Source organism: Streptomyces sp. TSRI0281, assembly GCF_001905125.1.
Taxonomy (GTDB): domain Bacteria; phylum Actinomycetota; class Actinomycetes; order Streptomycetales; family Streptomycetaceae; genus Streptomyces.
The window spans coordinates 76,166-92,601 of sequence record NZ_LWLE01000007.1; the positions used below are offsets into that span (position 1 = coordinate 76,166).

Annotated in this window: 15 protein-coding genes, 1 tRNA gene and 1 pseudogene; 5 read left to right on the forward strand and 12 right to left on the reverse strand. The window is 70.4% G+C overall.

Annotated elements, in window-relative coordinates:
• Nucleotides 1-6 precede the first annotated feature (6 nt).
• Together A6A29_RS14165 and A6A29_RS14170 are read right to left on the reverse strand one after the other, a co-directional pair.
• Nucleotides 7-828 carry a hypothetical protein gene (locus A6A29_RS14165; RefSeq protein WP_073720427.1) on the reverse strand — a complete coding sequence of 274 codons (822 nt, stop codon included), beginning with the start codon at nt 826-828 and terminating at the stop codon, nt 7-9.
• Between the two features lie 323 nt (nt 829-1,151).
• A tRNA-Thr gene (locus A6A29_RS14170) sits at nt 1,152-1,225 on the reverse strand.
• Between the two features lie 179 nt (nt 1,226-1,404).
• Between A6A29_RS14170 and A6A29_RS14175 the strand changes: the two genes are divergently transcribed.
• From A6A29_RS14175 to A6A29_RS14185, 3 genes are all read left to right on the forward strand, one after another.
• Entirely contained in the window at nt 1,405-2,541 is a 1,137-nt protein-coding gene (locus A6A29_RS14175; RefSeq protein ID WP_073720428.1) for an ABC transporter ATP-binding protein, read from the forward strand.
• 223 nt (nt 2,542-2,764) lie between these two features.
• Complete coding sequence (locus A6A29_RS14180) at nt 2,765-3,178, forward strand: hypothetical protein (protein WP_073720429.1); 414 nt, start codon at nt 2,765-2,767, stop codon at nt 3,176-3,178.
• A 35-nt stretch (nt 3,179-3,213) separates the two neighbouring features.
• Nucleotides 3,214-3,930, forward strand: coding sequence for a nucleotidyltransferase family protein (locus A6A29_RS14185; RefSeq protein WP_073720430.1), 717 nt, complete (start codon nt 3,214-3,216; stop codon nt 3,928-3,930).
• A 194-nt stretch (nt 3,931-4,124) separates the two neighbouring features.
• Here the strand turns inward: A6A29_RS14185 and A6A29_RS14190 are convergent, their stop codons facing one another.
• The 8 genes and pseudogenes from A6A29_RS14190 to A6A29_RS14225 all read right to left on the reverse strand — a co-directional run bounded on the left by A6A29_RS14190 (nt 4,125) and on the right by A6A29_RS14225 (nt 12,116).
• Entirely contained in the window at nt 4,125-5,753 is a 1,629-nt protein-coding gene (locus A6A29_RS14190; RefSeq protein ID WP_241838463.1) for a DoxX family membrane protein, read from the reverse strand.
• Between the two features lie 281 nt (nt 5,754-6,034).
• The gene (gene rlmB / locus A6A29_RS14195) at nt 6,035-6,991 is read right to left on the reverse strand and encodes a 23S rRNA (guanosine(2251)-2'-O)-methyltransferase RlmB (protein ID WP_073720432.1); all 957 of its coding nucleotides are present in this window, start codon (nt 6,989-6,991) and stop codon (nt 6,035-6,037) included.
• A 107-nt stretch (nt 6,992-7,098) separates the two neighbouring features.
• On the reverse strand, nt 7,099-8,499 hold the full coding sequence (gene cysS, locus A6A29_RS14200) for a cysteine--tRNA ligase (RefSeq protein WP_073720433.1): 1,401 nt from the start codon (nt 8,497-8,499) through the stop codon (nt 7,099-7,101).
• A 227-nt stretch (nt 8,500-8,726) separates the two neighbouring features.
• Nucleotides 8,727-9,131 (reverse strand): PPOX class F420-dependent oxidoreductase, encoded by a 405-nt coding sequence (locus A6A29_RS14205; protein WP_073720434.1) that lies wholly within the window; start codon nt 9,129-9,131, stop codon nt 8,727-8,729.
• Between the two features lie 61 nt (nt 9,132-9,192).
• Nucleotides 9,193-9,592, reverse strand: a pseudogene (locus A6A29_RS14210) (MFS transporter); the annotation flags it as partial.
• Nucleotides 9,593-9,824: 232 nt separating this feature from the next.
• Nucleotides 9,825-10,340, reverse strand: a complete 516-nt coding sequence (gene ispF, locus A6A29_RS14215) for a 2-C-methyl-D-erythritol 2,4-cyclodiphosphate synthase (protein WP_073720435.1) — start codon at nt 10,338-10,340, stop codon at nt 9,825-9,827.
• The gene (gene ispD, locus A6A29_RS14220; protein WP_198953065.1) at nt 10,330-11,094 is read right to left on the reverse strand and encodes a 2-C-methyl-D-erythritol 4-phosphate cytidylyltransferase; all 765 of its coding nucleotides are present in this window, start codon (nt 11,092-11,094) and stop codon (nt 10,330-10,332) included. The genes ispF and ispD overlap by 11 nt, the downstream gene beginning before the upstream one ends.
• Before the next feature lie 539 nt (nt 11,095-11,633).
• Nucleotides 11,634-12,116 (reverse strand): CarD family transcriptional regulator, encoded by a 483-nt coding sequence (locus A6A29_RS14225; protein ID WP_003953493.1) that lies wholly within the window; start codon nt 12,114-12,116, stop codon nt 11,634-11,636.
• Nucleotides 12,117-12,748: 632 nt separating this feature from the next.
• Between A6A29_RS14225 and A6A29_RS14235 the strand changes: the two genes are divergently transcribed.
• Nucleotides 12,749-13,429 carry a DUF461 domain-containing protein gene (locus A6A29_RS14235; RefSeq protein ID WP_073720437.1) on the forward strand — a complete coding sequence of 227 codons (681 nt, stop codon included), beginning with the start codon at nt 12,749-12,751 and terminating at the stop codon, nt 13,427-13,429.
• 81 nt (nt 13,430-13,510) lie between these two features.
• Here A6A29_RS14235 and A6A29_RS14240 read toward each other — a convergent pair whose 3' ends face one another.
• Nucleotides 13,511-14,191, reverse strand: a complete 681-nt coding sequence (locus tag A6A29_RS14240; protein WP_073720438.1) for a response regulator transcription factor — start codon at nt 14,189-14,191, stop codon at nt 13,511-13,513.
• Nucleotides 14,188-15,450, reverse strand: a complete 1,263-nt coding sequence (locus A6A29_RS14245; protein WP_073720439.1) for a sensor histidine kinase — start codon at nt 15,448-15,450, stop codon at nt 14,188-14,190. The genes A6A29_RS14240 and A6A29_RS14245 overlap by 4 nt, the downstream gene beginning before the upstream one ends.
• A gap of 203 nt (nt 15,451-15,653) precedes the next feature.
• Here A6A29_RS14245 and phoU point away from each other — a divergent pair, with 203 nt between their 5' ends.
• A complete protein-coding gene (gene phoU / locus A6A29_RS14250) occupies nt 15,654-16,331 on the forward strand; it encodes a phosphate signaling complex protein PhoU (protein ID WP_073720440.1) in 678 nt (225 codons plus the stop codon).
• The last annotated feature ends 105 nt before the right edge of the window (nt 16,332-16,436 follow it).

Below are 16,436 nucleotides of genomic sequence, written 5' to 3' on the forward strand. Positions count from 1 at the left end.
CAGGGCTCAGATGGGCGGGCCCACGACCGTCAGCAGCGCTGCGGCGATGGCGATCAGCGCATTGGCCTCGTCCCGGCTGTACGTGAACGTCGATGTGACCGCGTCCGCATGCACCGATCCGCTGGCCTGATCCTCCACGGCCGTGCGAATCGCCGCCCATCGCTCGTCCTGCCCGCGCCGGCGGGGATCCTTGTTGAGGGGCCAGGTCCACCCGCTGTGGAGCTTGACCCACTCCAGGGCTCGGCGGGCTTCCAGGATCGCGCCGTCGATGTCGTTGTCGAGGAGCCGACGTTGCGCGGAGCGCAAGTGCTGGGCGGGTTCGGCGCGGGGGTCGTCCTCCAGCGGGAACGGGACCTGCATCTCGAAGACGACGGAGGGGCCGAGTGCGTTGACCTGGTCGATCCAGCGGCTCTTGGCGACGCTGAAGTGCAGCACCTCCGTCGTGCTACCGGGGTAGCCGGGGGCCTGGGGAAGCGTGCCGGTGGCCTCCAGCTCCATCCGGAGGTCTCCGTCGCGCGCCTCGTTTATGGCATGGAGCTGGGCCGAGGTGATGAGGAACTTCAGGACCGGGCGCTCGACGCCGGTCTCGGGGGTGAACGGGAGCATCTCCGTCACCCGCCCGACCAGTGTCCGCTCGTACGGGTTCCGGATGGCGTAGAGGTCGGCCTGCAGCGCCAGGAACCTGCCGGCCTTCGAGGCCACTGGAGCCTTCACCTCCAGACCCATCTGGAGGCAGATCGTTCCCATGCCCCTGAGAAGCTGCACGCTCTCCTCCCGGACTCCGAGGGCGAACTCCCCAGCCTCCGCGTCGAAGCGCATCACGTTCACGACTGGTTCCTCCATAGCGATGTCCGGCCTGCCGATTCTCCATCAGCCGCCGCCAGAGGTCGCCCGGTTTATGAAACCCCCCCAAGAGCGCTCCCGGGCCACGTGCCCTCGGTGAAGCGCGGACGTGCCCCGGCTACCGACCTTTCATCGCCTGTCGGCAACCACCAGCTCGTCCACCGCTCCGCACGCTCGCTGCACGCCTGTCCACCGGTTGTCCACCGGGGGCGATCATGGTGCCTCGAAAAGGGTGCCTCACCGTCGTGAATTGATCTTGAAAAACACAAAAGCCCAGGTCAGACACTGTCTGACCTGGGCTTCCCGTGAGCCCCCTGTCGGATTCGAACCGACGACCTACGCATTACAAGTGCGTTGCTCTGGCCAACTGAGCTAAGGAGGCGTGCCGGAGCAGTGTAACCAACCCGGCGTGGTGACCGGACGAGATATTCCCGGCGCCTTGGACTACTGACAGATCCGAAAACGCCAGGTAGCGTCACATCAGGTTCACTCAAGTGGACCAAACCACTCCCTTACTCGGACCGTCCGGCACGTTCCTGCCGGTGGAGGAGAAGATCCAGCATGGCCAGTGTCACGTTCGACAAGGCGTCCCGCGTCTACCCCGGCTCCACGAAGCCGGCCGTGGACCAGCTTGAGATCGACATCGCGGACGGTGAGTTCCTCGTCCTCGTCGGTCCCTCCGGTTGTGGCAAGTCGACCTCCCTGCGCATGCTCGCGGGTCTTGAGGACGTCAACGGCGGTGCGATCCGCATCGGTGACCGCGACGTCACACACCTGCCGCCGAAGGACCGGGACATCGCCATGGTGTTCCAGAACTACGCGCTGTACCCGCACATGTCCGTCGCGGACAACATGGGCTTCGCGCTCAAGATCGCCGGTGTGAACAAGACCGACATCCGGGCGAAGGTCGAAGAGGCCGCCAAGATGCTGGACCTCACCGACTACCTGGACCGCAAGCCGAAGGCGCTCTCCGGTGGTCAGCGTCAGCGTGTCGCGATGGGCCGCGCCATCGTGCGTGAGCCGCAGGTCTTCCTCATGGACGAGCCGCTGTCGAACCTCGACGCCAAGCTCCGTGTCTCGACCCGTACGCAGATCGCGTCGCTCCAGCGCCGCCTCGGCATCACCACCGTGTACGTCACCCACGACCAGGTCGAGGCCCTCACCATGGGCGACCGGGTCGCGGTCCTCAAGGACGGGCTGCTCCAGCAGGTCGACTCGCCGCGCAACATGTACGACCGCCCGGCGAACCTCTTCGTGGCCGGCTTCATCGGCTCCCCCGCCATGAACCTGATCGAGGTCCCGATCACCGACGGTGGCGTGAAGTTCGGCAACAGCGTCGTCCCGGTCTCCCGTGAGGCGCTCACCGCCGCCGCGGACCGCGGCGACACGACCGTCACGGTCGGTATCCGCCCCGAGCACTTCGACATCGTCGAGCACGGTGGCGCCGCCGCGAAGACCCTCACCAAGGACTCCTCGGACGCCCCGGCCGGCCTGGCCGTCTCGGTCAACGTCGTCGAGGAGCTCGGCGCCGACGGCTTCGTCTACGGTGCCGCCCAGGTCGGTGGCGAGCACAAGGACCTGGTCGTCCGCGTCGGTGGCCGCGCCGTCCCGGAGAAGGGCACCAAGCTGCACGTCGTCCCGCGCCCGGACGAGCTGCACGTCTTCGCGACCTCGACCGGTGAGCGCCTCACCGGCTGATCGCCCCGCCGTACGCACGGCCCCGCATCCTTCGAGGGTGCGGGGCCGTTTGCATGGCGCGGCACATGTTTTGCGTTTCGATCATGGACGTCACCGAATACCGCGCCAGACAGGACATTTCAACCCTTCCCGTCAACCGGTGATTCGAATGACCACGTCGAACCATCCCCCGCGAGGGTGACGGAATGTCGTCAATTCATCACCGCCCGCTACGCTCGCCTGCGTGACCCACACCGCGCGCCGAATCGGCCGAACTCTCGCTCTCGTCCTGCCCGTCGTCATGGTTCTCTCCGGAACCCTCGCGGTGACCCGCGTTCCCTGGGCGGCGCAGAACAACGAATCCCCGTTGCTGGCCGCCGCATCGGAGACCGTCTCCAAGCGCGCCAAGCCGCGCGCCGCGCAGGACGTACTGCGCGACAAGCTGCTCGTGGAACTCCAGGAGAAGGACCCTGCGGCGGCCCTCACGGACCTCCAGCGCGCCGTCGAAGCGCGCCCCTCGCTCGCCCAGCACTGCATGTCGATCGCCAAGGCGCTCGGGAAGGCAGCCGTCGAACAGTACGGCCCGACGCGCGCCCACCGCTTCTCCCGCCCGGTCTGCGACACCTCGTTCGCGTCCGGCGTCGCACAGTTCAGCTGAGCGGGACATGGCAGGCACCGCATATCGTGCCTGCCATGCATACGTATCCGACGCAGGCGGTGATCCTGGCGGGTGGCCAGGGCTCGCGGCTGCGCCCGTACACCGATGACCGCCCCAAGCCGATGGTCGAGATCCCGGGAACCGGGACCCCGATCATCGGCCATCAGCTTTCCTGGCTGGCCGCCGAGGGCGTCACCGACGCCGTGGTCTCGTGCGGCCACCTCGCCGAGGTGCTCCAGGAGTGGCTGGCCTCGGCCGATCTGCCGTTGCGCGTCACGACCGTCGTCGAGACGGAGCCGCTCGGCCGCGGCGGTGGCCTGAAGTACGCGGCGGCCCGGCTGCCCGATCCGGAGCAGCCCTGGTACGCCACCAACGGCGACATCTGGACGCGCTTCTCCCTGCGCGAGATGGCCGCGTTCCATGCCGAGCGCGACGCCACCGCGACCCTGGCGCTGGCCCGGCCCCGGATTCCCTGGGGCGCCGTGGAGACGGACGCGTTCGGGCACATCACCGACTTCATCGAGTCGCCGCCCTCGCCGTATCTGATCAACGCCGGTGTGTACGTGTTCTCGCCCGCGTTCACGCGGCTGCTGCCCGACCGGGGCGACCATGAGCGGACGACGTTCCCGCGGCTGGCCCGGGAGCGCAGCCTCGCCGGGTACCCCCTGCCGCACGGGGCCTACTGGCGGGCGATCGACACGGCGAAGGACCTCACCGAGGCGGCGAAGGAACTGGGCGCTCAGGCGGGCTGAGGGAGCCGCTGAGGGAGCCGCTGAGAGGGAGCGGGGAGCGGACCGGCCCCGGTCCGGGTGCACGCGGACGGCGCGGACCCGAGGAGCCCGCGCGGACCGAGGCCCCCGGAAGCGGAGGCAGCACCTCGGAGGGGCGGGCACCGGAATCGGTGCCCGCCCCTCCGACGTACGTACGGTCCGTTCTCCCGGTCGGCTCAGCCGAGCAGGCCGCCGATCGGGTTCCGGCCGGCCCCGCCGGAGCCGCCGCCGGTGTCGCCGCCGGTCGAACCGCCGCCGCCGCTGTCCGAGCCGCCGCCCGTGGAGCCGCCGCCGCCGGTGCCGCCGGAGGACGTCGGACCCGCGCTGGTGGACGGGGGCTGCTGCGGGGTCGTCTGCTGCGGGGGCCGCTGGCCCGTGCCCTGGGTCTGGCTGGGCTGGGTGCCCGCCCCCGAGGCGCTCCCGGATTCGCGGACGGTGTCCGTGCCGGGCGTGGACTCCTTGCTGGACGGGGTCGTGGCGGCGCCGGAACTGGAGGGCTCGGGGCGCCGGCCGTCCGGGGTGCGGGACGCCTTTCGCTCGCCGGTGGATTCGCCGGGGAGCGGCATGCCGGGGAGCTGGTTGGTCGGGTTGTCGTGCGGGCCCGGGACCGTGACGACCTCGGTGGAGCGGACGGCGCCGCCGAGCATGGAGCCGATCAGCAGCGTGAGACCGACGACCACGGTGGCGACCACGGTGCCGCGCCGCAGCACACGGCGGCGCAGGTCCCAGATCTCGGAGCGCGGGCCGAGCCGGCGCCAGGCCTCTCCGGCGAGGCGCGCGTCCACGGAGTAGACGGGCGCGCCCGCGATGATCAGGGGGCTCCAGGTGGCCAGCATGATGATGTCGGGTGCGTCGTAGACGGCGACGGTGCGCCAGCTGACCGTGACCAGGAGAGCCGCGGAGAGCAGCGCGCCCACGGAGGCGGCGACGCGCTGCCAGAGGCCGAGGACGGTGAGGACGCCGACGACGACCTGGAGGAAGGCGACGGTCAGACCGGCGCCGACGGGGTGGGAGAGGGCGAAGTCGCGCAGGGGCTCGGCCAGCGCCCAGGGGTGCAGCGAGGTCAGCCACTTGACCATGGAGCCGCGCTCGCCGCCGTCGAAGTAGACGGGGTCGCACAGCTTGCCCATGCCGGCGTAGATGGAGATGAAGCCGAGCAGGACGCGCATGGGGAGCAGCACGACCCCCAGGTTCATCCGGCGGCCGGGGTAATAGGCGTGCTTGACCGGGTCGTTGCCGTGGCGGCGGTCCCGGGCGGCGGGGCTCTCGTCGTACTCCTCGTCGTCGCCTCCGGGCCCGTCGGGCCCGATGTCGACCGGGTCGTACGCCCCGACGGCCTGCCGCATGGGCGGGAGCAGCGGCCCGTTGCCGCGTCCGGGCTGGTGCGGTGCGGTCAGTACGGGGTTGGGCTGGGTCTCGTCGAGGCGCGGGATGACCTGCGTCCCGACGGCTCCGCGGCCGTCCTCGTACTCCCCACCGAGGCCGCCGTGCCCGCCGGGGCCGACGTCGAGCTGTCCGGCGGTGGAGTTGCGTACGGCCTGGAGGAGGCCGGTCGCGCCCGGGTCACCGGGGGCCGATCTGCCGCTCCAGACGACGGGCGCCCGCCTGCGGCCGCCGGAGCCGCTCATGGCGGGGACGCGGGCCGTGCCCGCGGGGGCACCGCGCAGCCGTGCGCGCTGGCCCGGGGCGAGCTGCACCCGGAAGCTGGCGTGGTTGACGATGACCTGCGCGGGGTCGCTGTCCACCTTGGTCATGCTCAGGGCGGGTTGCTCGTCGAACCGAGGCGTTCTGGTGTCCACACTCATCTAACCGAGTGACGTGTGGATAGGACACTGCTTTGACGGGCCCGATGTGTCCGAGACCCGTCAAGATCCGGCCAAACTCGGGCATCTAGGAACTGTGTTCGGCGCTCGCACGTCAACTGACCCGGAGGTCACAGCCGTTACCACCCGCGCGAACGCCGCTCGCCCCTGCCGCACGCTCGTTCCGTGCGCCCCGCGCTCCTCCGGCGAGGGGGGAGCGCGGGGCGCACGGAACGAGCGGGGCGCACGAGGCGCATGGAGAGCGCGGGCGGCGCACCCGAGGCTTACGCGCGGCGGCGCGCCACCTCGTACAACACGATGCCGGCCGCGACACCGGCGTTCAGCGACTCGGCGCCGCCCGGCATCGAGATCCGGACCCGGTAGTCGCAGGTCTCGCCGACGAGACGGCCCAGGCCCTTGCCCTCGCTGCCGATGACGATGACGACCGGACCGGCCAGCTGCTCCAGGTCCTCGACCGTGTGCTCGCCGTCCGCCGCCAGGCCCACGACGGTGAGGCCGGCCTTCTGGTAGCCCTCCAGGGCACGGGTCAGGTTGGTGACGCGGGAGACCGGCGTACGGGCGGCCGTGCCGGCCGAGGACTTCCACGCACCGGCGGTCATCCCGGCCGCACGGCGCTCGGGGACGACCACACCGTGGCCGCCGAACGCGGAGACGGAGCGGACGATCGCACCGAGGTTGCGCGGGTCGGTGACGCCGTCGAGGGCGACGATCAGCGGGTCCTCGTTGTTGTCGTACGCGGCCGCGGTGAGGTCCTCCGGGTGCGCGTACTCGTACGGCGGGACCTGGAGGACGATGCCCTGGTGGTTCAGGCCGTTCGTCATCCGGTCGAGCTCGGGGCGCGGGGCCTCCATCAGGTTGATGTTGCCGCGCTCGCCCGCGAGCTTGAGGCAGTCGCGGACCCGCTCGTCGTTGTCGATGTACTGCTGGACGTACAGGGTGACCGCGGGCACACCGTCGCGCAGGGCCTCGTAGACCGGGTTACGGCCGACCACCATCTCCGAGGTGCCCTTGGCGCCACCGCGCCGGGGCGCGGGGCGGCGGGCCGCGGCGTGCTTGGCCTGGGCGTTGGCGACCCGGTTCTTCTTGTGTCCCTTGCGGACGGAGGCGGGCGGCGTGGGTCCCTTGCCTTCGAGACCACGGCGTCGCTGGCCACCGCTGCCGACCTGCATGCCCTTCTTGTTGGACGTGCGGCGGTTCCTGCGCTGGCTGTTCCCGGCCATGACCTACCTGTTTCGTTGCTTCAGAAGTACGTACGTAATGAAAGTGTGCCGCCCGGACGGCCGGGCGGCACATTTGCGCCGGTCAGGCCGGTGCCAAGAGGTGGTGTTCAGCGCGGTCCGAGCGTCCATCGGGGGCCGCTGGGGCTGTCCTCGATGACGAGGCCGGACTGGTTGAGCTGGTCGCGGATGGCGTCGGCGGCGGCCCAGTCCTTGCGGGCGCGCGCCGACTGGCGCTGGTCGAGGACGAGGCGTACGAGCGTGTCGACGACACCGTGCAGGTCCTCGCCGCGGTCGGTCTCGCCCGCCCAGTGCGGGTCGAGCGGGTCGAGGCCGAGGACGCCGAGCATGGCCCGGACCTCGGCCAGACGGGCGACGGCGGCTTCCTTGTCGTCGGCGGCGAGGGCGGAATTGCCCTGCCGGACCGTGGTGTGGACGATCGCGAGGGCCTGCGGGACGCCCAGGTCGTCGTCCATCGCCTCGGCGAAGGCGGGCGGCACCTCGGCGGCGGCGGGTACGGTCTCCCCCGCCTTCTCGGTGACGCGCTGCGCGAAGCCCTCGATCCGCGCGAACGCGGACTCCGCCTCGCGCAGTGCCTCCTCGCTGTACTCGATCATCGACCGGTAGTGCGGGGTGCCGAGGTAGTAGCGCAGCACGATGGGGCGCCATGCCTTGACCATCTCGCTGACCAGCACGGAGTTGCCGAGCGACTTCGACATCTTCTCGCCGGACATGGTGACCCAGCCGTTGTGCACCCAGTACTTCGCGAACTCGTCGCCGAAGGCCTTGGCCTGGGCGATCTCGTTCTCGTGGTGCGGGAAGATCAGGTCGATGCCGCCGCCGTGGATGTCGAAGGCGGTGCCGAGGTACTTGTGCGCCATGGCGGAGCACTCCAGGTGCCAGCCGGGACGGCCGCGGCCCCACGGGGTCGGCCAGCTGGGCTCGCCCGGCTTGACGGCCTTCCACATGGCGAAGTCGCGCTGGTCGCGCTTGCCGGTCTCCCCGTCGCCGGTGGGCTGGCGCAGGTCGTCCAGCTCCTGGTTGGACAGCTCCAGATAGCCGGGGAAGGACCGCACGTCGAAGTAGACGTTGCCGTCCGCCGCGTAGGCGTGGCCGCGCTCGATGAGGCCGCGCATCATCTCGACCATTTCGGTGATGTGGCCGGTGGCGCGCGGTTCGTACGTGGGCGGCAGGCAGCCGAGCGCGTCGTAGCCGTCGTTGAACGCGCGCTCGTTCTCGTAGCCGATCGACCACCAGGGGCGGCCCTGTTCGGCCGACTTGTTGATGATCTTGTCGTCGATGTCGGTGACGTTCCGGATGAACGTGACGTCGTAGCCGCGGTAGGCGAACCAGCGGCGCATGATGTCGAAGTTCAGACCGGACCGGATGTGCCCGATGTGCGGGGCGGCCTGGACAGTGGCGCCACAGAGGTAGATCGAGACACAGCCCGCTGTGAGCGGGACGAAGTCACGGATCTGCCGGGCGCTGGTGTCATACAGGCGAATAGTCACGCCTCAAGGGTAGTAGGCCAACACCAGTGCCCCGCGACCCCTTGGGGATCGCGGGGACAACTTTCTGATATTGGGATGTGCGGTTCCGGGTCGCGCGAGGTACGGGACCGGGGCCGCGGAGGCCGTCGGAACGGTGCCGCGGAGGCCGTCGGGCCGGGTCCCGGAGCCGGCCCGAGCGGGGCCCGGAGGCGACCGGACCGGGGTCGCGGAGGCCGTCGGCCCCTGTCTCAGAGGCGCCCGACGACCTTGCGCGGGGTGATCCGCACGACCACGCGGGCGGCGTCGTCGGCCGAGCTCGGGTTGAACTCCGCGTACTTCTTGCCGCTGTACTTCAACGCCAGCTCGTCGATCAGTTCCTGGCCGCCCTCGGTGGTCAGGGTCGCGGTGCCGCGGATCTCCGCGTACGCGTACGGGTTGTCGGCGGGCTGCACGACCACGGTGACGCGCGGGTCGCGGCGCAGGTTCTGCTCCTTGCGGCGGTCCACGGTGGTCGAGATCAGCACGTCGTCGCCGTCCCGCTTCACCCAGACGGGAGAAACCTGCGGGCTGCCGTCGGGCTGGATCGTGGCGATGGTGACGAAAACGGGCGTGTCGAGCACGTTCTTGAGGTTCTCGGAGAGTGCGGCGGTCATGACGTACGTCCTCCTGTGTACCGGCGGGCTGTCGGATTCGCTCCTACCCGCCAACCACGCGTCAGCCCCGCTGCTTCCCGATCCGGCCCGCCGGAAGGGTGAATGCCAGTGCGGCACCGATCAGCGGGACGGCGGCGAGGACCGTCCACAGGACGGGGCCGGGGGCGCCGAGGAGCGCCCCCGTGGCCGCGCTGCCGCCGAGGACCGCGAGCCCGGAGACGGAGGACAGCGCCCCGGTGGCGAGGCCGAGCCGCCGGTCGTCGACGAGATCGGGGACCAGCCCGCGGGCGGCGGGCACCAGCAGCATCTGGCCCGAGGGTGAGCAGGACGACCAGTACGGCACCGGGCAGCAGTCCGGCGGGCCCGCCCGGCGTCAGCGGCACGGCGGCGAATCCCGCGGCGACGGTCCCCAGCCCGGCGACGAGCGCGGTGCGCGGGGCGATCCGGTGCGCGGACCAGCGCGGTCCGCAGGACATAGCCGTCCACGTCGGTCGTCGGCGTACCGGCCGTCACCGTGGTCGTGCTCACCACCGGGCCCTCACTCTCACCTCGTACGGCACATCGCCGCCGTACACATCGCTTGCCGTACCAGCGTACGTGCAAGCGATGTGCAACAAGGGGCGGGCCCGGGAGGACCGGCAGGTCAGGCGGGTGGTGAGCGGCGCGTGCACGGGTCCCGGCCGGGCGGACGGGTCATCCCACCCGGTAGACCAGGGCGGTGGCGATCCCGGCGATGCCTTCGCCGCGCCCGGTGAACCCGAGCCCGTCGGAGGTCGCGGCGGAGAGCGAGACGGGGGCGCCCGCGGCGGCGGACAGCACCTTCTGCGCCTCGTCGCGCCGTTTGCCGATCTTCGGCCGTACGCCGACGACCTGGACGGCCACATTGCCGATCTCGAAGCCCTCGGACCGGACGATCCGGGCCGCCTCGGTGAGCAGCGTGACACCGGAGGCGCCGGACCACTCGGGGCGACCGGTGCCGAAGTGCTGCCCGAGGTCACCGAGGCCGGCGGCCGAGAAGAGCGCGTTGCAGGCGGCGTGCGCGACGACGTCGGCGTCGGAGTGCCCGGCGAGGCCGGGGCCCTCGCCCTCCCACTTCAGGCCCGCGCACCACAGCTCGCGGCCCTCTTCGAAGGCGTGGATGTCGGTCCCGATCCCGACGCGCGGGATCACGGGGGCCGCGGGCGCACCCGCGGGGTTCTCAGAAGCCATCGTTCGCCCTCCGGCGTGCGAGTACCGCCTCGGCCAGCAGCAGATCGAGCGGCCGGGTCACCTTGAACGCCTCTTCGTGCCCGGGGACGACGACGACCGGCGCCCCGAGCTGTTCCACCATGCCCGCGTCGTCGGTCGCGCCCTCGCCGTCGACGGCGACCGTCGCGTGCGCCCGCACCAGCGTGTCCCGGTCGAAGCCCTGCGGCGTCTGCACGGCACGCAGCCTGGCGCGTACGGGGGTCGAGAGCACCGGCTCCGGCTCCCCCGGCGCTCCGGGCTCGACCTCCTTCACGGTGTCGGCGAGCGGCAGCGCGGGGACGACGGCGGGCGCCCCGTCGCGTACGGCCTCGATGACCGTGTCGACCGTGTCGACCGGGACCAGCGGCCGGGCCGCGTCATGGACCAGGACGACGGAGATGTCCTCGGGCAGCGCGGCGAGGCCGAGCCCCACGGACTGCTGCCGGGTGTCGCCGCCCGGCACCACCAGGTAGTCGGTGCGCTCGGGCAGGGCGTGTTCGTCGAGCAGGTTCTTGACCTCGGGCGCGCCGTCGGGCGGCGCGACGACGACGACCAGGGAGACGGCACGGGAGGCGGCCATCGCCCGGACCGCGTGGATCAGCATGGGTGTACCGCTGAGCGCGCGGAGCGCCTTGGGCGCCCCCGGGCCGAGCCGCACGCCCCGGCCGGCCGCGGGAATCACCGCGGCGGTGCGGTGCGGACGCGATTCATCAGGCAGCGGTGACATCGGTGACATCGGTTGCACTCCGAAGCTTCGGCAGGTTTGTTTCCACGGCCGACATGGGTATGGCCCCAGCGAGCCGGGCGTGACGACCTGACTTGATCCGGGCCCCTTCCGTGACACCCGGTCGAGTCGGTCGCCGTACGGCTCGGGGTCGGCTACTGGGGGACGGTAGCCGGGAACAACCGGCGGGGGCGGACCAGCGCAGGCTTTGCCCATGACATGGCCGAATTGAGTGGTAGCGGTTTGGCCGAAAAGGGAAGTCGCGCACCTTCATGACCGTCCGGCACGGGCGGCATCAGGTGTTCCGCGCAGACCGTCGGCCCCGTGAACGGCTCGTTCCGGAATACGCACCGGTAACCGCGTCCGTCCGGTCGCCACACCCCTCCGGGTAACCGCGTCCGAACATGCCGCAGGGCCCGACGACACAGCGTATATACGGCTGGTCAACGGGCACCGCGACACATTCTTACGATCGGTATGACCCGATCCGGTTCAGTCCGGGACGATCCGGTCCGACCGTTTCGATCCGAGCCGTTCCGGCCCGAGCCGATTCAGGACGCGAGGACCTCGTCGAGAAGGGCCTCGGCCTTGTCCTCGTTCGTGTTCTCCGCGAGTGCGAGCTCGCTCACCAGAATCTGGCGGGCCTTGGCGAGCATGCGCTTTTCACCTGCGGAGAGACCGCGCTCACGCTCACGGCGCCACAGGTCACGCACCACTTCGGCGACCTTGATGACATCGCCGGAGGCGAGCTTCTCGAGATTTGCCTTGTAGCGACGGGACCAGTTCGTCGGCTCTTCGGCATACGGTGCGCGCAGCACCTCGAAGACCCGGTCCAGCCCGTCCTGCCCGACCACGTCGCGCACGCCCACGAACTCCGCATTGTCCGCCGGCACACGAACCGTCAAGTCGCCCTGGGCGACCTTGAGCACCAAGTAGGTCTTGTCCACGCCTTTGATCTGGCGAGTTTCGATAGCCTCGATCAGCGCGGCCCCGTGATGGGGATAGACCACGGTGTCGCCAACCTTGAACGTCATGTGACAGGTACCCCTTCCGTGGCTATCCAGAGTAACACGAGAACAGCATCTCCTGAATGGCGTTTTCGCAGGTCAGGGCATATCTCGGGGCTTGACAACAGCAACACGAACGTGCTGCGGAAGGCTTCCGGAAGCCGGTATTCGCAGGTCGGAGCCACTGTGCGGCCACGGTGAAACGCGCGCGTTACACACGCCGCAACCCCTCCAGAAGGGGCCGAACGTCCCGTTTTGCCGGATTCCAGATGGTGAACTTTCCGTACTCCGTTCGGAGATCGATCACCCGTACGGAGGTAAGAGCCGAGGGCCAATGAATTCGATCAACGACCCCTCCCGCTCACGGATTATGCGTAAGGAATACGCCAAGGTCCGGGAAATTGATCACCCCCGTAATGTGAACGAACTACGAATCCGCGTCGGCGGGTCGCGGGGGTGCGCGGGCAGGTCGGAGCGGTGCCGGACGGGTCGCGGCATGAGGCAGTGAGCCCCAGGGGGCGGGTCGGGTGCGGGGCGGGAGCGGCGGCTCGGTAGCCTGACCTCGCTGACACACACTTAGGGCGGCTTTACGTCGCCCGTCCTTGCCGTCCGCAGAGTCCGAAGCCCGCAGACCGAACGTTCAAGGAGTTGCCGCCGCCGTGAGCCGCAGCCTTCGACACGGCGCTCTCGCCGCCACTGCCCTCGTGTTCTCGATCGCCTCGATGTCCGCCTGCAGCGCGGGCAACGACGCGCAGACGCTCCAGATCAGGCCCGACAACGCGGCCACCTCGGTCGGCACCATCAAGATCCAGAACGTCAACGTCATCACGCAGCCCGAGCACAACGCCGAGGGTCCGGCCGTGGTCGCGGCGACACTCTTCAACGACTCCACCAAGCGCGAGGTCCTGGAGACCATCACGCTGCCGGGCTCCAACGCCGAGGTGAAGCTGCACGCCGCCGAGGGCAAGGGCCCGATCGTGGTCCCGGCCGGCGGCCGGGTCGTCATCGGTGGCCAGGGCAACGCCGCCGCCGTGATCGAGAACGGCCGCGAGGCCGCCCGGAACGGCGACGTCCAGCAGGTCGTCTTCAAGCTCAGCCGGACCGGCGACATCGGGCTCGGCGCCAGCGTCGTCCCGGCGACCACCTTCTTCGAGGGATTCGGCCCGAGCTCGCTGCCCGCGACGCCGTCGCCGAAGCCGACGCGGACGGCCTCCGACGGGACCTCCCGGGCCCCGGGAGAGCCGACGGGCTCCGCGACCTCCGGCACGCCGTCGGACGGCGCGACCGGTGCGGGCACCCCCGGCGACACCGCCTCCACCTCGCAGACCACGGGTCACTGACCCACGCAGCCGCGTACACGTGAAGGGGCGCCTCCCGGCCGGGAGGCGCCCCTTCACACATCACACGTGTCAGGTGCCGGTTTACGGCTCGAACTTGTACCCCAGGCCCCGCACCGTCACCAGGTAGCGCGGCGCACCCGGGTCGGGCTCGATCTTGGCGCGGAGGCGCTTCACATGGACGTCGAGGGTCTTGGTGTCGCCCACGTAGTCCGCGCCCCAGACGCGGTCGATCAGCTGCATGCGGGTCAGTACGCGGCCCGCGTTGCGCAGCAGCATCTCCAGGAGGTCGAACTCCTTGAGCGGGAGGTCGACCTTGCCGCCGGAGACCGTGACGACGTGGCGGTCCACGTCCATCCGGACCGGGCCGGCCTCCAGAGCGGCCGGGGCGACCTCCTCCGGCTCGCCGCGGCGACGCAGGACGGCGCGGATGCGGGCGACCAGCTCCCGCGAGGAGAAGGGCTTGGTCACATAGTCGTCGGCTCCTATTTCCAGCCCGACGACCTTGTCGATCTCGCTGTCCTTGGCGGTGACCATGATCACCGGGACGTTGGAGCGACCGCGCAGCTGGCGGCACACCTCGGTGCCGGGCAGACCCGGCAGCATCAGGTCGAGCAGGACGAGGTCGGCGCCGTTGCGCTCGAACTCGTCGAGACCGTCGGGGCCGGTGGCCGCCACGGCCACCTCGAAGCCTTCCTTGCGCAGCATGTAGGACAGGGCGTCGCTGAAGGATTCCTCATCCTCGACGACAAGCACTCGGGTCACGGAAGAGCCTCCGGGGCGGGGAATGGTTCAAAGGTGTCGGTCTCGTACGGGCCCTCGTCGTCACCATTGACGATAAGCGGTCCGCCGGTGGTGCGCTCCCGTACGACGCCCGATTCGGGCAGCCGCAGGGTGAAGGTGGAGCCCTGTCCCTCGGAGCTCCAGACGGTGACCTCCCCGCCGTGCGAGGCGGCCACGTGCTTGACGATGGCGAGGCCGAGACCGGTGCCACCGGTGGCCCGGGAGCGGGCCGGGTCGACGCGGTAGAACCGCTCGAAGACCCGCTCGCGGTCCTTCTCGGAGATGCCGATGCCCTGGTCGGTCACGGCTATCTCGATCAGATCCCCGCCGGGTGCGGCGATGCGGCGGGCGGCGATACCGACGCGGGTGCGGGCGGGACTGTAGTTGACGGCGTTCTCGACGAGGTTGCCGAGCGCCGCCGCGAGCTGGCCGCGGTTCCCCCATATGAACAGGTCCGCGGTGCCGCCCGAGGCCATGGTGATCTGCTTCGAGCCCGCCTGCTGGCGGCAGCGGTCGATGGCCTCGGCGACGAGCTCGTCCACCCGGACCGGTTCGGCGTCCTCCAGCGGGTCGTCGTTCTGCACCCGGGAGAGGTCGATCAGTTCCTGGACGAGGTTGGTCAGCCGGGTCGCCTCGATCTGCATCCGCCCGGCGAACCGCTCGACCGCCTCCGGGTCGTCCGAGGCGTCCATGACGGCCTCGGAGAGCAGCGAGAGCGCCCCGGTCGGCGTCTTGAGCTCATGGCTGACGTTGGCGACGAAGTCGCGCCGTACCGCCTCTATGCGGCGGGCCTCGGTGAGGTCCTCCACCAGCAGCAGCACCAGCCGGGAGCCCAGCGGGGCGACCCGGGCGGAGACGGCGAGCGCCTCGCCCCGGCCCGTCCCGCGCCGGGGCAGGTCCAGCTCGACCTGCCGTATCTCGCCGTCGCGCCGGGCGTCCCTGGCCATGTGGAGCATCGGCTCGACGGCGAGGCGCCCGCCCCTTACCAGGCCCAGCGCATACGCGGCGGAGCTGGCCTTGACGACGCTGTCGCTCTCGTCGAGCACGACGGCGGAGGAACTGAGCACGGAGAGGACCGTGTCCACTCCCGGGGGCAGTGCGGCATTGCCGTCGGGCCGCAGGGACGTTCGCGTGGGCCGTTTCAGGTCGCGCTCGCTCCAGCGGAACGCCAGCATGGCGATCACACCGGTACACAGCCCGGCGATCGCTGCAGCTGCGGCGACCGCCGCGTTCACGTCCATGCTTCAAGGTTATGCGGGCGCGACGACACTCTCCCAGCCATCCGGGTGCCATCTCGAACACTCGTCGCCCAGAGTTCACCGAGGAGCAAGGACCGGTTCACTTCGGGGGCCGGATCAGGACGCGTTGCGCACGCACCGTGGGAGCGTGGGGGCCGGCCCAGAGCCCGGCCCCAGGACGGTCCAAGAAACTGGAGACATTTCTCATGCGCGACGCTTACCACGAGGAACTCGATTCGATCGGCGAGGGCCTGGTCGAGATGGCCCGGCTCGTCGGGTCGGCGATCGGACGCGCCACCACGTCCATGCTCGACGCCGACCTCAAGCTCGCGGAGACCGTGATCGCCGCCGACCAGAAGGTCGACGACCTCCAGCACGACCTGGAGGCACGTGCCATCGCGCTGCTCGCCCGCCAGCAGCCCGTGGCGACCGATCTGCGGATCGTGGTCACGTCGCTGCGGATGAGCGCCGACCTGGAGCGTTCGGGCGACCTCGCCCAGCACGTCGCCAAGCTGGCCCGGCTGCGCTTCCCGCACTCCGCGGTACCGCACGACCTGCACGCCACGATCCTGGAGATGGGCCAGCTCGCCCAGCGGCTGATGGCCAAGGCCGCCGAGGTCATCATCACCAAGGACGTCGATCTGGCGATGCAACTGGAGCAGGACGACGACGAGATGGACCTGCTGCACCGCACCCTGTTCCAGCACCTGATGGACGACCGCTGGAAGCACGGCATCGAGACGGCCGTCGACGTGACGCTGCTCGGCCGCTACTACGAGCGCTTCGCCGACCACGCGGTGTCGGTCGCCAAGCGCGTGGTCTACCTGGTGACGGGTGAGCACGCGGACGAGATCCAGGCGGCGGCCCCGGTGGAGGGCGTGTAGGACCGTCCCGTACGGATGGGGCCTGTCGGAGCATCCCGTACGGACGGGGCCTGTCGGACCGTCCCATACGGAGACGGGGCGTGCGGGGCGCCTCCGGAGTGCGGT